We start from the raw sequence: 14,288 nt of genomic DNA, 5'->3' as shown, positions 1-14,288 counted from the left end.
GGGCCGGCGGGCGCGACCGCCGGCCCCGGGCACTCGGCGGAACGCGTCACGACGCCCGGGTGAGGACCCACGCGACACCGAGCAGCGCCACCGCCGCCACCAGCGCGGCCGTCGCGAGCAGCAGCCCGGCGCCGGGATGTGCCGCGCGGTCGCACAGCACGCGCCCGCGCCGTTCCGCGGCGACCCACAGCACGCCGGTCACCGCCAGCCCCGCGCCGCCCAGCCACGGCCCGGCGGGGGCGTCGACCAGGCGCACCACCACGAGCGAGCCGACCACCAGCGAGAGCCCGGTGCGCCGCCACGCCAGCGCCGTCCGCTCCGGTTGCAGGCCGAGGTCCCGGGGCGCCACCACGTCACGCGACCAGCGCGGCGACCGCGACGAGCACCGCGACGACGGCGACGCCGATCGCCAGGGGCACGGCCGGTCCGGGTGACGGGAGCGGCTCACCGCGGCGCATCGCGCGCTCCGTGCGGGCCCACCCGAGCCAGGCGTGCAGGGCCGCGCCGAAGCCCAGCACGAGCAGCAGCAGCGAGGCCGCCAGCCGCGGGCCGGGGTGCAGCGGCAGGGCCAGGGCGTCGAGCGCGACACCGCCCGCGATCAGGGCGAGCGCGGTGCGCACCCAGGCCAGGAAGGTGCGCTCGTTGGCGAGGCTGAACCGGGGGTCGGGTTCGGCGCCGTCGCGGTAGACCCACGCGGGGAAGCGCCGGCTCGCCGGCTGGTCGTTCGGGAGACGTCGTCGCACCGGTGCGCAGGCTACCCAGTGGCCGCGCCGACCGCCCGGCGACCCGGTGGTCAGCGGGCCGGACCGGTCCAGCGGGCCAGCAGGAGGGTGGCGTCGCGCCCCGGTACCGCCTCCCCTCGCAGCGCGTCGAGCAGCCGCCGGGTCGTCTCCGGCGGCGTGGTCGCCGCGGCGGCCTCCGCCCGGAGCAGGTCCGCGAGCCCGCGCGCGTCGTCCCCGCCGGTGAGGCCCTCGGTGCGCAGCAGGAGCCAGTCGCGCCTGGCCAGCAGCGACTCGCCGGCGACGGGACGCCCGCCCGGCTTCCCCAGCGGTGGTCGGGCGCCACCGGGCAGCGGGAGCGTGGTGCGGCCCGCGCGCAGCACGAGCGGCTCCGGGTGGCCCGCGTTGACGAAGCACAGCCTGCCCGTGCGCAGGTCGAGGTCCGCCAGCACGCCGGTGACGGAGGTGTGCGGCCCGAAGTGGGCGCCCAGCGCCTCGTCGACCACCCCGGCCCGCCCCACCGGGTCGTGCCCGGCCCGGCGGGCGCGGCGGTGGGCGGCCAGCGCCGTGGCGACGGCCAGGGCCGGCTGCGGGCCGGCCGCGGTGAGGACCGCCAGGCAGGCGGAGGTCTCGGACAGGGCGTAGTCGAACGCGTCGCCGCCGCGCCCGGACGGCTCGTGCACCGCGCTGACCCGGAACTCCCCCGACGCGCCGGAGAGCGGCGGCAGCAGGGAGCGGACCAGCTCGGCGGTCACCGGGTGCGCCCCGTCCGCGCGGTCGGCGGCCGCGCCACCGCTCCGGTCCAGGGCGACGACGATCCGGCCCAGCAGCCGCGACACCCACCCGCACTGGGCGCGCAGGCCCGGGTCGTCCAGGTCCTCCTCGCCGCACGCGACCTCCAGCACCCCCAGCCGCGCCACGCCGTCCAGCAGCGGCACCCACAGCCGCGGCCCCGCCTCGCCGCGCGAGGGCACCGGCCGGCCGGTGCGGTAGGCCCGACCGGCGGGCGTCGTGCGCACGTCCAGCGCCGGACCGCCGTCCGCCGGCCCGCGCAGGCGGCGCTGCCCGCGGTCGACCAGGTGCACGGTGATCACCACGCCGAGGACCCGGCCCGCCGCGTCGGCGAGGGCGTCGACCCGGTCCGGGGACGCGGTCTCGGCGGCGTGGAGGAGGGTGACCAGGGCGGCCAGGGGCCGGCTGCGCGGCTCGGCGTCGCGCACCTCGCGGCTGTAGGGCACCTGGTTGACCCGGGCGAGTTCGTCGAGCCGCTCGTTGACGACGTGCGCCAGGACGTCCCGCTCGACGGCGGGCAGGCTCATCAGGCCGCTGAGGTACGCCTCGACCTCGGTGATCCCGATGTCGCCGCCCAGCGAGAAGTACCGCATCCACAGGTCTTCCAGCGGCAGCTCGGCACGCCGCACCGCACGGGCGAGCGCCTGGCGCTGGTGGTCGTGCCGGTCGGAGAGCACGCGGCGCTCAGCCCCCCGCCCACGGCAGGGCTGCCCGCGCGGGAACATCCCGGGCGGGGGCCGCGGTCTCGCGGGGAGGACAGGTCACCCCAGTGGACACCGCGCGCGGCCTTCCCCGCTGGAACAGGTCGTGCGGCACTGCATCACCTCGCGCTCACCGGTTCCGGGGTCCCCGGTGAGCGTCGATCCCAAACCTCCTCATACCCCGGGAACCACCCCGGCGCATGACGAGTCCCCGGTGGCACGGGTGGAGTCGCGTGACTACTGTGAGACGCGTGGGTTGAGAGCACAGCCTGCTCCGACAAGGCCTCGTGGGCCTCGCAGGAGAGGTTGTGCGACACGTGAGTCGTCCCTGTCCCAACGAACCAATGCAGCACGCCCGGTCGTCGCGGGGGGTGCGGACGCCGTGAGGATCGCGATGGTGTCGATCGACGCCAACCCGCTCTCCACCGCCGCAGCCGGCCCCGCCGAGGATTCGGCCGTGCGCGTCGCCGACCTGTCGGCCGCGCTGACCGCACTCGGTCACGACGTGGTGGTGCACGCCCGGCGGGACTCCGCCGACGCGCCCGAACTGGTGCCGACCCGGTACGGCTACACGGTGTTCCAGGTGCACGCCGGGCCACCGGACGCCGCCGCCGACCTCGACGCGTTCACCCGTGCCCTGCACGCCCGCTGGTCGGTCGACCGGCCGGACGTCGTGCACGCCCACGGGTGGACCGCGGGCCTGGCCTCGGTGCTGGCCGCCAGGCGCCTCGACGTGCCCGTGGTGCAGAGCTTCCACGGCTTGGGCGTCCTCCGGCAGCGCCTGGGCGCGCCGGTCGAGAGCCGTCGCGTCGGCACCGAGCGCCTGGTCGCCCGCGAGGTCGCGGGGGTGCTGGCCGCGCACACCGACGAGCTGGAGGACCTGGTGCACGCGGGCGTGCCCAGGCCCCAGGTGACCGTCGTGCCCCACGGCGTGGACGTCGAGAGGTTCGCCCCGGAGGGACCGGCCGCCGGCAGGCGGCTGCCCCGACGCGTGCTGTCGGTGGCCGACCTGCGCCCCGGCGACGGGGTCGACGACGTGATCACCGCGCTGCGCGGGATGCCGGACACCGAACTGGTCGTCGTGGGCCGCCCGATCGGCGGCCACGCCGACCTGTCGGCACGGGTCGAGCAGCTGCGGGCGCACGCGACCCGGTGCGGCGCGGCCGACCGCGTGCGCCTGGTCGGTCCGGTGCCCCGCGCCGCGTTCCCGGCGCTGCTGCGCTCGGCGGACGTGCTGGCCACCGTGCCGGACGAGGCGATCAGCACCGGCGTCGCGCTGGAGGCGATGGCGTGCGGTGTGCCGGTCGTCGCCACCCCCGGCGGTGGTCTGGCCGACGTGGTCGTGGACGGCGTCACGGGTCTGCTCGTCCCGCACGCCGACACCAGGGCGCTCGCCCACGCCCTGCGCCCGCTGCTGGCCGACCACGCCCGCCGGGACGCCTACGGGACGGCGGGCGCGGACCGCGTCGCGTCCCGCTACGCCACGGCCCGCGTCGCACAGGACGCCGAGCGCGCCTACCTGCGGGTCACCGGCGAGGACGAGGTCGTGCTGCACCCGGAGGAGGGCGTGGACGCGCCCGCGTCCCAGCAGCTCCAGGCCTAGGACGGTCCGGCCGCTCACCCGTCGCGCCCGCGGTCGGCGCGGCGGGTGAGGTGCAGGCAGGCGCCGACCATGAGCAGCAGCAGGCCCGCGAACACCAGCGGCAGCGCCAGCAGCAGCCCCAGGACCACGAACTCCACGCCCAGGCACACCAGGCCCGCGAGGAAGCACCGGCGGTGCGTCAGCGGCACCCGGACCGGGCGGCCCGCCAGCAGCGCGGCCAACCCCGGGTCGCTCCTCTCCAGGCGGCGCTCGATCCCGCGGAGCTGCCCCTGCACGTAGCGCGCGTCCACACCGACCTCCCGATGGCCTCCGGTCTCGCCTACCCGTTCCGGCGACTCCGATGCCGGGCCTCACCCGTCGGTGTCGGCCCGTGCGGCGCTCCGGACGGGCTTGGAAGCCGCGACGAGCGGGTAGTCCCTCGTTCATCCGAGTGCGGAGGCGACGACATGACTGGAGCCGAGTCGCAGGGCGACCGGCCTGCGGACCTGTTGGGAACGCGGCACGACCTGGCGGTGCGCCTGAGCGAGGTGGCCCAGGGGCTCCAGACGCGGCACGGCGCGCAGGAGACGCTGGACGAGATCGTGCGGGCGGCGGTCGAGACCATTCCCGGCGCGCGGCACGCCGGGGTGATGACCGTCGTCGGCAAGCGGGAGGTCAAGACGGTGACGGGCACCGCTGACGTCGTGTTCGACGTGGACCGCCTCCAGTACGAGACCGGTGAGGGACCGTGCCTGACCGCCTTGTTCCAGGAGAGGGTGGTCAGCGTGCCGGACCTCGGCGACGAGCCGCGCTGGCCGGTCTTCGGGTCCCGCGCCGAGGCGCTCGGCGTGTCCAGCATGCTGTCGTTCCAGCTGTACGTGCGCGACGACGACCTGGGCGCCCTCAACCTCTACTCCCCCGACGTGCGGGGCTTCGACGAGGAGTCGTGGCACGTCGGTGTGCTGTTCGCCAGCCACGCCGCCGTGGCGCTGGCCGACGCGCGCAAGGAGGACCACCTGACCGAGGCCGTCCACACCCGCGACCTGATCGGGCAGGCCAAGGGCATCCTGATGGAACGCCACAAGCTGACCGCCGACCAGGCGTTCTCCGTGCTGGTGCGGGTCAGCCAGCAGAGCAACACCAAGCTGCGCGACCTGGCGCAGCACCTGGCCGAGACCGGCCGGCTGACGCCCACGTCCTCGTAGGCGGACGGCCCCGCGGTCAGCCGTCCACTCGGGACAGGTGCGCGAGGAGGCCGCGGCGCGCGGAGTCGACGTGCTCCTCCGCGACGCGGGCGAGCGCTTCGGCGTCACCGGCGCGCAGCAGGGCCACCAGCTCACGGTGCTCGGCGACGACCCGCGCGCGGTAGTGCGCGTGGCCGAGGGCGATCCGGCGGAGCTGGAAGAGGCGCACCTGCGAGCGGACGGCGTGCCACGCCCGGGTGAGCCTGCGGTTGCCCGCGGCGGCGTAGACCGCTTCGTGGAACGCGATGTCCAGGGCGAGCAGGCGCGGGCCGTCACCGCCGTCGGCGAGTTCGTCCGCCATGGCGTCGACCAGCCGGTCGAGCGCCGCCAGCTCGTCCGCGGTCGCCCTGCGCAACGCGGTCGTCGCGGCGAGCCGGTCGAGCGCCGCGCGCACCGTGTAGACCTCCTCGACGTCCTCGGCGGTCACCTCGACCACCGTGGTGCCGCGGTGCCACGCGCTGCGCACCAGTCCCTCGCGCTCCAGCAGGGCCAGCCCTTCCCGCACCGAACCGCGGCTGACCTCCAGCGACGCGGCCAGTTCGACCTCGCGCAGCGGCGCGCCCGGCGGGAAGTGGCCGGCGAAGATGGCGTCCCGGATGCGGTCGGCGGACTCCTCCGCGAGACCGCGCCTGGCCGCCTTGGGCAACGAGTTGCTCATGGTGCAATGTTGACATCCGGACATCATTCGGTCCACCGTGGGGGTGCACACCCCCTCCCGAGGAGTTGTCGATGACCACCCGTCCCGCCTTCCACCTGGCCGTCCCCGTCGACGACCTCGACCGGGCCCGCGCGTTCTACGGCGGCGTCCTCGGTCTCACCGAGGGGCGCTCGGCCGACGCCTGGGTCGACTGGGACTTCCACGGCCACCAGGTCGTGACCCACGTCGCGCCCGGCGAGCGCGCGCCGCGGGCCCACAACCCGGTCGACGGCCACGACGTGCCGGTGCCGCACTTCGGCCTGCTGCTCACCGTCGGCGGCTTCCACGAGCTCGCCGACCGGTTGCGCGCGGCGCGCGCGGAGTTCGTGATCGAGCCCTACCTGCGGTTCGCGGGCGAGCCGGGCGAGCAGTGGACGATGTTCCTGCTCGACCCGGCGGGCAACGCGCTGGAGTTCAAGGCGTTCCGGGACGAGTCGCAGGTGTTCGCCCGGTGAGGGGCGTGCTGGTCACCGGGGCGTCGCGGGGCATCGGCCGGGCGACGGCCGCCGCGTTCGCCCGGCGGGGCGACCGCGTGGCCGTGCACTTCGCCCACGACCGCGCCGCCGCCGAGGAGACCCTGGCCTCGCTGCCCGGTGAGGGGCACGTGCTGGTCGCCGGCGACCTCGCCGACCCCGCCGAGGCCCAGCGCGTCGCCGAGGACGCGGGACGCGCGTTGGGCGGCGTCGACGTGCTGGTGAACAACGCCGGGGTGGCCCCGTCCGCGGAGACCGCGCACCCCGTCACGTCGGCGTCCTACGAGCACTGGCAGCGGGTGTGGCGGCGGACGCTGGACGTGAACCTGCTCGGTGCGGCCAACCTGACCTACTGGGTGGCCAACCACCTCGTCGGCCGCGGCGTGCCGGGCCGCATCGTCAACGTGGGTTCGCGCGGTGCGTTCCGCGGTGAACCGGAAGACCCGGCGTACGGGGCGAGCAAGGCGGCGCTGCACTCGTTCGGCCAGTCCCTCGCGCTCGCCCTGGCGCCGCACGGCATCGCCGTGGCCACGGTCGCACCGGGCTTCATCGCGACCGACCGCCAAGCGCACAAGCTCAGCGGTGCGACGGGAGACCTGACCCGCGCGCAGAGCCCGTTCAACCGGGTGGGCACCCCCGACGAGGTGGCCGCCGCCATCCTCTACCTGGCGTCCCCCGAGGCGACCTGGGCCTCGGGCACCATCCTCGACCTGAACGGCGCCTCCCACCTCCGCACCTGACCGCGCGAGTCGTACGTCCAGGTCGCGCGAGTCGTACGTCCAGGTCGCGCGAGTCGTACGTCCAGGCCCTCTGAGTTCTACGTTCAGGACCTGTGTGTTCTTTACTCGCAAGTGAAGAACACACAGGTCCTGAGCGTTGGACTCGCGCGACCTGGACGTACGACTCGCGCGACTTGGACGTACGACTCGCGCGGGGTGGGTTTACGACTCGCGGGTTGGTCAGGTGAGTTGGATGCCCACCACGCAGGTGTCGTCGTCGGTGTCGGCGCGGCTGTGGGCCAGCAGGTGGTCCAGGCGGTCGTCCAGGGAGGCGACCTCGGCGGCGCAGTCGGTCAGCAGGTGGCCCAGGCACTCGTCGAGGTCGGTGTCGCGCCGCTCGATCAGGCCGTCGGTGTAGAGCAGCAGGGTGTCCTCGGACCGCAGCACCAGCTCGCCCTCCTCGTACTCGGCCTCCGAGATGGCACCGAGCATGATCCCCCGCAACGTCGACAGCGCGGACGGCTGCCCGTCGCGGATCAGCACGGGTGGCGGGTGGCCGGCACGGGCCCAGCGCAGCACGCGGGTGTCCGGTTCGTACAGCGCGCACACCGCCGTCGCGAAGATGTGGTCCGTGAGGTGGTGGGCCACCAGGTTCAGCCAGCCCAGCAGCTGCGCCGGGCCCGCGCCCGTGGCCGCGAGACCGCGCAACGCGTTGCGCAGCACCACCATGCCGGTCGCGCCCTTGATGCCGTGCCCCGTGATGTCGCCCACCGACACCAGCACATGCTTGGACGGCAGCACGACCGCGTCGTACCAGTCGCCGCCGACGAGGTGCTCCTGCTCGGCCGGGCGGTAGCGCACGGCGACGCGCAGGTCGAACGCGTCGAACGACGGCGCGGTCAGCGGCATGATCGCCCGCTGGAGCTGGAGCGCCAACCTGCTCTGCTCGGCCGCGTGCTGCTCGGTGTGCGCCAATCGGTCGCGGGTGGCCGACAGCGCCACCTCGGTCCAGTGCTGCGCCGACACGTCCTGGTACGCGCCGCGCACCGCGAGCAGCCGGTCCCCGAGGTCGTCGACCACCGGTTCGGCGATGACCCTGATGTGGCGCACGATCCCGTCGTGCCGCTGGAACCGGAACGCGGCCGAGCCCGGCCGCCGGTAGTGCAGCACGGTGCGCAGGAACCGCGTGATGGTCGCGGTGTCGTCGGGGTGGCAGTGGTCGGGCAGCGCGGACAGCGGCACCGGGTCGTCGGTCGGTTCCAGGCCGTAGAGGGCGAACAGCTGGCTGTTCCAGGTGATCCGCCCGCCGACCTCCTCCTCGAACCCGCCGATCCGGCCGAGGCGCTGGGCGTGGTGCAGCAGGTCGGCCAGCCGGGTGGTCTCGTCCTCGACCCGCCACACGACGAGCACCCGGTCGCCGTGCCGGGTGATGCCGATCTCGGCGACCGCGGTGAGCGGCACCTGGTCGACGAGGGCGGTGAGCGCCATGCGCTCGGCGCGGAACGGCTCGCCGGTGGCGTGCACCCGCTCGACCTTGTCGAACAGCGCGCCCTCCCCGGCTGCCAGCGGGTACGCCTCCAGCAGCAGCATCCCGGTCACCGCGCCGCGTGGCCGGCCGGCGAGGTCCACGAACCGGTTGTTGGCGTGGTAAATGCGGAAGTCGGCCAGTTCGCCGGTCGGCGACAGGTGCGGTCGCAGCACGAACGCCGCGTCGAGCAGGGTGTCGGCGAGGTCGACCAGCTCGTCCGCGACCGGCTCGCCGTACTCGGCGGGCGGTGTGGTGTCCAGGGTGTGCGCGCACAGCTCGGCCAGCGCCTCCACCTGCCGCCGGATCTGCGGCGGCTGCGGCGGCAGGGGGTGCGGCCAGCAGATCTCCAGCACGCCGACGACCCGGCCGCCGGACTCGGCGGGTGCGGTGACCCGCGCGCCGGTCAGGTCACGGCCGCCGATCGACGGCAGGCCGGACTCGCCCAGGTCCGCCAGCCACACCGCCGACCGCTCGTTCAGCGCGCGGCGGGCGGGTGTGGCGACGCCGGGCGGCACGTGGTGCCAGCGCCTGGCCTCGTCGGGCGCGAACCCGGCCGAGCCCCGCAGGGTCAGCGACGCGTCCATGGCGACCGACCAGACGGCGATGGCCGTCGCACCCAGCGGCGCCAGGGCGTGCTCGAACAGCGATTCGGCCACGGCCTGGGTGTCGCCCGCCACCAGCGCGCCGCTCTCCGCCGTGCGCAGGCGGACGGCGGCCGACCGCGCCGGTTCCCGCGCGCCGACCACGTCCACCCGGTCGCCGAGCAGGTCGTCGGCGGCCTCGGTGAGCCGGTCGCGCGCCGCCTGGTTGACCACTTCGGCGGCGAACTCCAGCAGCCCGGTCCCGGACTGCTCCGCCAGCAGCGACAGCTGTCGCGACGCCTCGGCGGGGCCGCACCCCAGCCGCTCCACCAGGACGCCCTTGGCCATCTCCATGAGCGCGCGCCCGTCGGCCACGGCGTGCGCCTCCCGCACCTCGCGGGACAGGCGCTCGACGGTGGCCGCCAACCTGGTCAGGCCGGCGCCGTGGCCGGTGGGCGGCGCGATGACCGGTGGTCCGCCGTCGGGCAGTCGGGGTGTGTGCACGCATGGTCTCCTGTGGCGTGGGCGGTGGTGGGCCGGAGCGCTGGTCGGGCGGCTAGCGGTCCAGCCAGCGTCGCACGCACGTGACGAGGTCGTCGGAGTCGACCGGCTTGGTGACGTAGTCGTTGGCTCCCGAGTCGAGGCTCTTCTCCCGGTCGCCGGGCATCGCCTTCGCGGTGACCGCGATGATCGGCAGGTCGGTGTACCGGGGCATGGCGCGGATGGCGGCGGTGGCGGCGTAGCCGTCCATCTCCGGCATCATCACGTCCATCAGGATGAGGTCGATCCCGGGGTGCGAGGTCAGCACCTCGATGGCCTCGCGCCCGTTCTCCGCGTGCAGCACGCCGATGCCGTGCAGTTCGAGGATGCTGCTCAGCGCGAACAGGTTGCGCGCGTCGTCGTCGGCGATGAGCACCGTGCGGCCGGTCAGCCCGCTGTCGAACGCCCGCGGTTCCGGCGCCCGCGCGTCCTCGTGGCGGACCAGCGGCAGGACGTCGCCGGGCACCTCGGCGGTCAGGTGCAGCGCGATGCGCTCGCGCAGCTCGTCCAGGCTCGACAGCAGTTCCAGCGGCCGGTCCCCCGCGCCCGACTGGAGCCTCCTCTCCTGGTCCGGGGTCAGCCGCCGGGTGTTGTGCGCGAGGACCGGCACGGTGCGGGCGCCGGCGTCGCCGTCCCGGGCCTCCAGGAACACCAGCGCCTCGTCACCGGGCATGTCCAGCTCCAGCACCACGCAGTGGCACGGTTCGGCGGCCAGCACCGCGGCGGCCTCGCGGGCGTCCACGGCGGTGATCACCTCGACCGGTCCGCGCGGGTCGTTGCGGTCGGCGAGGTCGGTGACCGCGCTCTGCGCGACCAGCGACAGCAGCCCCTGGGGCCGTTCCTCGATGACCAGCAGCCGGCGCTTGTGCGGCTGTGCGCCGCTGCCGGGCTCCACCGGGGCCGGGTCCGGCGCGGCGGGCAGCACGGCCGCTTGCCCGGTGCGCTCCAGGGCGGGCAGCTCCTGGAACTCCGGTCGGGCGACCGGCAGGTACAGGGTGAACGTGCTGCCCTTGCCCAGCTCGCTCCGCGCGGTGACCACGCCGCCCAGCAGGTAGGCGATCTCGCGGCTGATGGACAGGCCCAGGCCCGTGCCGCCGTACTTGCGCGACGTCGTGCCGTCGGCCTGCTGGAACGCGCCGAAGATCGACTCCAGCTGCTGCTCGGCGATGCCGATGCCGGTGTCGACGACGCGGAACGCCACGGCCTGGCCGTGCCGCCGCACCGACGACGGCAGCTCGGCGGCGTCGGCCGGCTGGATGTGCAGCTCGACGCCGCCCGATTCGGTGAACTTCACCGCGTTGGACAGCAGGTTGCGCAGCACCTGGCGCAGCCGCGAGTCGTCCGTGAGCAGCTCGGCGGGCACGCCGCTCGCGGTGGTGATGCGGAACCCGAGGCTCTTCTGCGTGGTCATCGGCCGGAACGTGGCCTCGACGTAGTCGAGCAGCTGGCGCAGCGCGACCCGCTCGGGCGTGATGTCCATCTTGCCCGCCTCGACCTTGGACAGGTCGAGGATGTCGTTGATCAGCTGGAGCAGGTCCGAGCCCGCCGAGTGGATGATGCCCGCGTACTCCACCTGCTTCGGGGTGAGGTTGCGGGTGGGGTTCTGGGCGAGCAGCTGGGCCAGGATCAGCAGGCTGTTCAACGGGGTGCGCAGCTCGTGGCTCATGTTGGCCAGGAACTCCGACTTGTACTTCGACGCCAGCGCCAGCTGCTTCGCGCGGGCCTCCAGCTCGGAGCTGGCCTGTTCGATCTCCAGGTTCTTCCGCTCGATGTCGCGGTTCTGCGACACCAGCAGCGCGGCCTTCTCCTCCAGTTCCGCGTTGGACTCCTGGAGCTGCTCCTGGCGCTTCTGGAGTTCGCTCGACCGCGTCTGGAGCTCGGCGGCCAGGCGCTGGGACTCCTCCAGCAGCTCGTCCGTGCGGGCGTTGGCCACGATCGTGTTGACGTTGACGCCGATGGTCTCCATCAGCTGTTCGAGGAAGTCCCGGTGGATCGGCGTGAACCGGTGCACGGACGCCAGCTCGATCACGCCCAGCACCTGCCCCTCGACCACGATGGGCAGCACGACGAGATCGCTCGGCTCGGTCCGCCCGAGCCCGGAGGACACCGAGACGTAGCCGGGCGGCACCCCGTCGACGGCGATGGTGCGGCGGCTGCGCGCGGCCTGGCCCACCAACGACTGGCCGAAGCGGAACCGGGTGGGGCGGGCGTCCGGGTCGTCGTCGCCGTACGGCCTGCCGTAGGAGGCGATCAGGCGCAGCTCGGGCTGCTCCGGCGCGTCGTCGGACAGGTAGAACGCGCCGTACTGGGCGGAGACCAGCGGCGCCAGCTCGTCCATGATCAGCTCGGCGACGACCTCCAGGTCGCGCCGGCCCTGCATGAGCCCGGAGATCCCGGCGAGGTTGGTCTTGAGCCAGTCCTGGTCGCGGTTGGCCTTGGTGGACACGCGCAGCGATTCCACCATCGAGTTGATGTTGTCCTTGAGGTCGGCGACCTCGCCGGACGCGTCCACCGTGATCGAGCGGGTCAGGTCGCCCGCGGCGACCGCGCTGGTGACCTCGGCGATGGCGCGCACCTGCCGGGTCAGGTTGCCGGCCAGTTCGTTGACGTTCTCCGTCAACCGCTTCCAGGTGCCGGAGACGCCCTCGACCTCGGCCTGGCCGCCGAGCTTGCCCTCGCTGCCGACCTCGCGGGCCACGCGGGTGACCTCGTCGGCGAACGACGACAGCTGCGCCACCATCGTGTTGATGGTGGTCTTGAGCTCCAGGATCTCGCCGCGCGCGTCGACGTCGATCTTCTTGGACAGGTCGCCGAGCGCGACGGCGGTGGTGACCTGGGCGATGTTGCGCACCTGGTTGGTCAGGTTGTTCGCCATCGAGTTGACGTTGTCGGTCAGGTCCTTCCAGGTGCCCGCCACGTTCGGCACCCGGGCCTGGCCACCGAGGATGCCCTCGGTGCCCACCTCGCGGGCCACGCGGGTGACCTCGTCGGCGAACGCGGAGAGCGTGTCCACCATCGTGTTGATCACGCCGGCGAGCGCGGCGACCTCGCCCTTGGCCTCGACGGTGATCTTCTGCGACAGGTCGCCGCGCGCCACCGCCGTCGCGACCTGCGCGATCGACCGCACCTGGCCGGTCAGGTTCGACGCCATGACGTTGACGTTGTCGGTCAGGTCCTTCCAGGTGCCGGACACGCCGCGCACGGTGGCCTGGCCGCCGAGGTTGCCCTCCGTGCCGACCTCGCGCGACACGCGCGTGACCTCGTCGGCGAACGCCGAGAGCTGGTCGACCATCGTGTTGATGGTCTCCTTCAGCTCCAGGATCTCGCCGCGCGCGTCGACCCGGATCTTCTGCGACAGGTCGCCGCGGGCCACGGCGGTGGTGACCTGGGCGATGGAGCGCACCTGGGCGGTGAGGTTGTCGCCCATGACGTTCACCGACTCGGTGAGGTCCTTCCAGGTGCCCGAGATGCCCTTCACGTCGGCCTGGCCGCCCAGCCGGCCCTCGGTGCCGACCTCGCGGGCCACGCGGGTGACCTCGTCGGCGAACGACGACAACTGGTCCACCATCGTGTTGATGGTCGACTTCAGCTCCAGGATCTCGCCGCGCGCGGCCACCGTGATCTTCTGCGACAGGTCGCCCCGCGCCACGGCGGTCGCCACCTGCGCGATCGACCGCACCTGGTCGGTGAGGTTGCCCGCCATGAAGTTCACCGAGTCGGTGAGGTCGCGCCACGTGCCCGAGACGCCCTTCACGTCCGCCTGGCCGCCCAGGATGCCCTCGGTGCCCACCTCGCGGGCCATGCGGGTGACCTCGTCCGCGAACGACGACAACTGGTCCACCATCGTGTTGATGGTGTTCTTCAGCTCCAGGATCTCGCCCCGGGCGTTGACGGTGATCTTCTGCGACAGGTCGCCCTTGGCGACGGCGGTGGTCACCTGGGCGATGTTGCGGACCTGGTCGGTAAGGTTGCCCGCCATGAAGTTCACCGAGTCGGTGAGGTCGCGCCACGTGCCCGAGACGCCCTTCACGTCGGCCTGACCGCCCAGCCGGCCCTCGCTGCCCACCTCGCGCGCCACGCGGGTCACCTCGGCCGCGAACGACGAGAGCTGGTCGACCATCGTGTTGACGGTCTCCTTCAGCTCCAGGATCTCGCCACGCGCGTCCACGTCGATCTTCTGCGACAGGTCGCCGCGCGCCACCGCGGTCGCCACCTGCGCGATGTCGCGCACCTGGGAGGTGAGGTTGCCCGCCATGGCGTTCACCGAGTCGGTGAGGTCGGCCCACGTCCCGGACACGCCGGGCACCTCGGCCTGGCCGCCCAGCCGGCCGTCCGTGCCGACCTCGCGCGCGACGCGCGTCACCTCGGACGTGAACAGCGACAGCTGGTCGACCATGCCGTTGAAGACGGTCGCGATCTCGCCCAGCAGCCCGCCGGAGTCGTCCGGCAGCCGGGTGCCGAAGTCGCCGTCGCGGACCGCGGTCAGCCCGGCCAGCAACTGGCGCAACTCGGGCTGGTCCACGGGGTTCGCGCCCTGTCTCGTCGTGCGCCGCGGAGCGGGCGAGCCGCCTCCGACCGTCGTGCCGGCCATGCCACCCTCGTTCCTCGCCTAACCGGTGCGGAGATGCGACAAGCGCCCGCTCTTGGTTGAACGGGCGCTTGGATCCCGGACACCGTACACGCGACGGGCCGGGGTCGGCGCGCCGCCACGG

11 protein-coding genes are annotated in these 14,288 nt (G+C 73.9%); 4 read left to right on the top strand and 7 right to left on the bottom strand.

Annotation, left to right across the window (positions count from 1 at the left end):
* Positions 1-46 precede the first annotated feature (46 nt).
* The 3 genes from J2S66_RS06430 to J2S66_RS06420 are packed head-to-tail and all read right to left on the bottom strand — an operon-like array spanning position 47 to position 2,188.
* Positions 47-349: a DUF202 domain-containing protein gene (locus tag J2S66_RS06430; RefSeq protein WP_310304934.1), complete on the bottom strand. Its 303-nt coding sequence runs from the start codon at positions 347-349 to the stop codon at positions 47-49.
* Positions 350-353: 4 nt separating this feature from the next.
* Complete coding sequence (locus J2S66_RS06425) at positions 354-743, bottom strand: YidH family protein (protein WP_310304932.1); 390 nt, start codon at positions 741-743, stop codon at positions 354-356.
* Positions 744-793: 50 nt separating this feature from the next.
* Entirely contained in the window at positions 794-2,188 is a 1,395-nt protein-coding gene (locus tag J2S66_RS06420; protein ID WP_310304929.1) for a PP2C family protein-serine/threonine phosphatase, read from the bottom strand.
* A 406-nt stretch (positions 2,189-2,594) separates the two neighbouring features.
* Here J2S66_RS06420 and J2S66_RS06415 point away from each other — a divergent pair, with 406 nt between their 5' ends.
* Positions 2,595-3,815: a glycosyltransferase gene (locus J2S66_RS06415; protein ID WP_310304927.1), complete on the top strand. Its 1,221-nt coding sequence runs from the start codon at positions 2,595-2,597 to the stop codon at positions 3,813-3,815.
* 14 nt (positions 3,816-3,829) lie between these two features.
* Here the strand turns inward: J2S66_RS06415 and J2S66_RS06410 are convergent, their stop codons facing one another.
* Positions 3,830-4,105, bottom strand: a complete 276-nt coding sequence (locus tag J2S66_RS06410) for a DUF3040 domain-containing protein (RefSeq protein ID WP_310304924.1) — start codon at positions 4,103-4,105, stop codon at positions 3,830-3,832.
* Between the two features lie 156 nt (positions 4,106-4,261).
* Here J2S66_RS06410 and J2S66_RS06405 point away from each other — a divergent pair, with 156 nt between their 5' ends.
* The gene (locus tag J2S66_RS06405) at positions 4,262-4,999 is read left to right on the top strand and encodes a GAF and ANTAR domain-containing protein (protein WP_310304921.1); all 738 of its coding nucleotides are present in this window, start codon (positions 4,262-4,264) and stop codon (positions 4,997-4,999) included.
* Positions 5,000-5,015: 16 nt separating this feature from the next.
* On the opposite strand, the gene J2S66_RS06400 is transcribed toward J2S66_RS06405, so the two are convergent.
* On the bottom strand, positions 5,016-5,696 hold the full coding sequence (locus J2S66_RS06400; protein ID WP_310304919.1) for a GntR family transcriptional regulator: 681 nt from the start codon (positions 5,694-5,696) through the stop codon (positions 5,016-5,018).
* Between the two features lie 71 nt (positions 5,697-5,767).
* On the opposite strand from J2S66_RS06400, the gene J2S66_RS06395 reads away from it, so the two are divergent.
* Positions 5,768-6,190, top strand: coding sequence for a VOC family protein (locus tag J2S66_RS06395; RefSeq protein WP_310304915.1), 423 nt, complete (start codon positions 5,768-5,770; stop codon positions 6,188-6,190).
* A complete protein-coding gene (locus J2S66_RS06390; RefSeq protein ID WP_310304912.1) occupies positions 6,187-6,948 on the top strand; it encodes an SDR family NAD(P)-dependent oxidoreductase in 762 nt (253 codons plus the stop codon). The genes J2S66_RS06395 and J2S66_RS06390 overlap by 4 nt, the downstream gene beginning before the upstream one ends.
* Before the next feature lie 219 nt (positions 6,949-7,167).
* Here J2S66_RS06390 and J2S66_RS06385 read toward each other — a convergent pair whose 3' ends face one another.
* Positions 7,168-9,540: a SpoIIE family protein phosphatase gene (locus tag J2S66_RS06385; protein WP_310304907.1), complete on the bottom strand. Its 2,373-nt coding sequence runs from the start codon at positions 9,538-9,540 to the stop codon at positions 7,168-7,170.
* 52 nt (positions 9,541-9,592) lie between these two features.
* Positions 9,593-14,167, bottom strand: coding sequence for a HAMP domain-containing protein (locus J2S66_RS06380; protein WP_310304904.1), 4,575 nt, complete (start codon positions 14,165-14,167; stop codon positions 9,593-9,595).
* Positions 14,168-14,288 lie beyond the last annotated feature (121 nt).

It is taken from the genome of Saccharothrix longispora (assembly GCF_031455225.1).
Classification (GTDB): Bacteria; Actinomycetota; Actinomycetes; order Mycobacteriales; family Pseudonocardiaceae; genus Actinosynnema; species Actinosynnema longispora.
The sequence above is the reverse complement of the archived record's forward strand: the minus strand, read 5'-3'. Positions and strand labels throughout refer to the sequence as shown.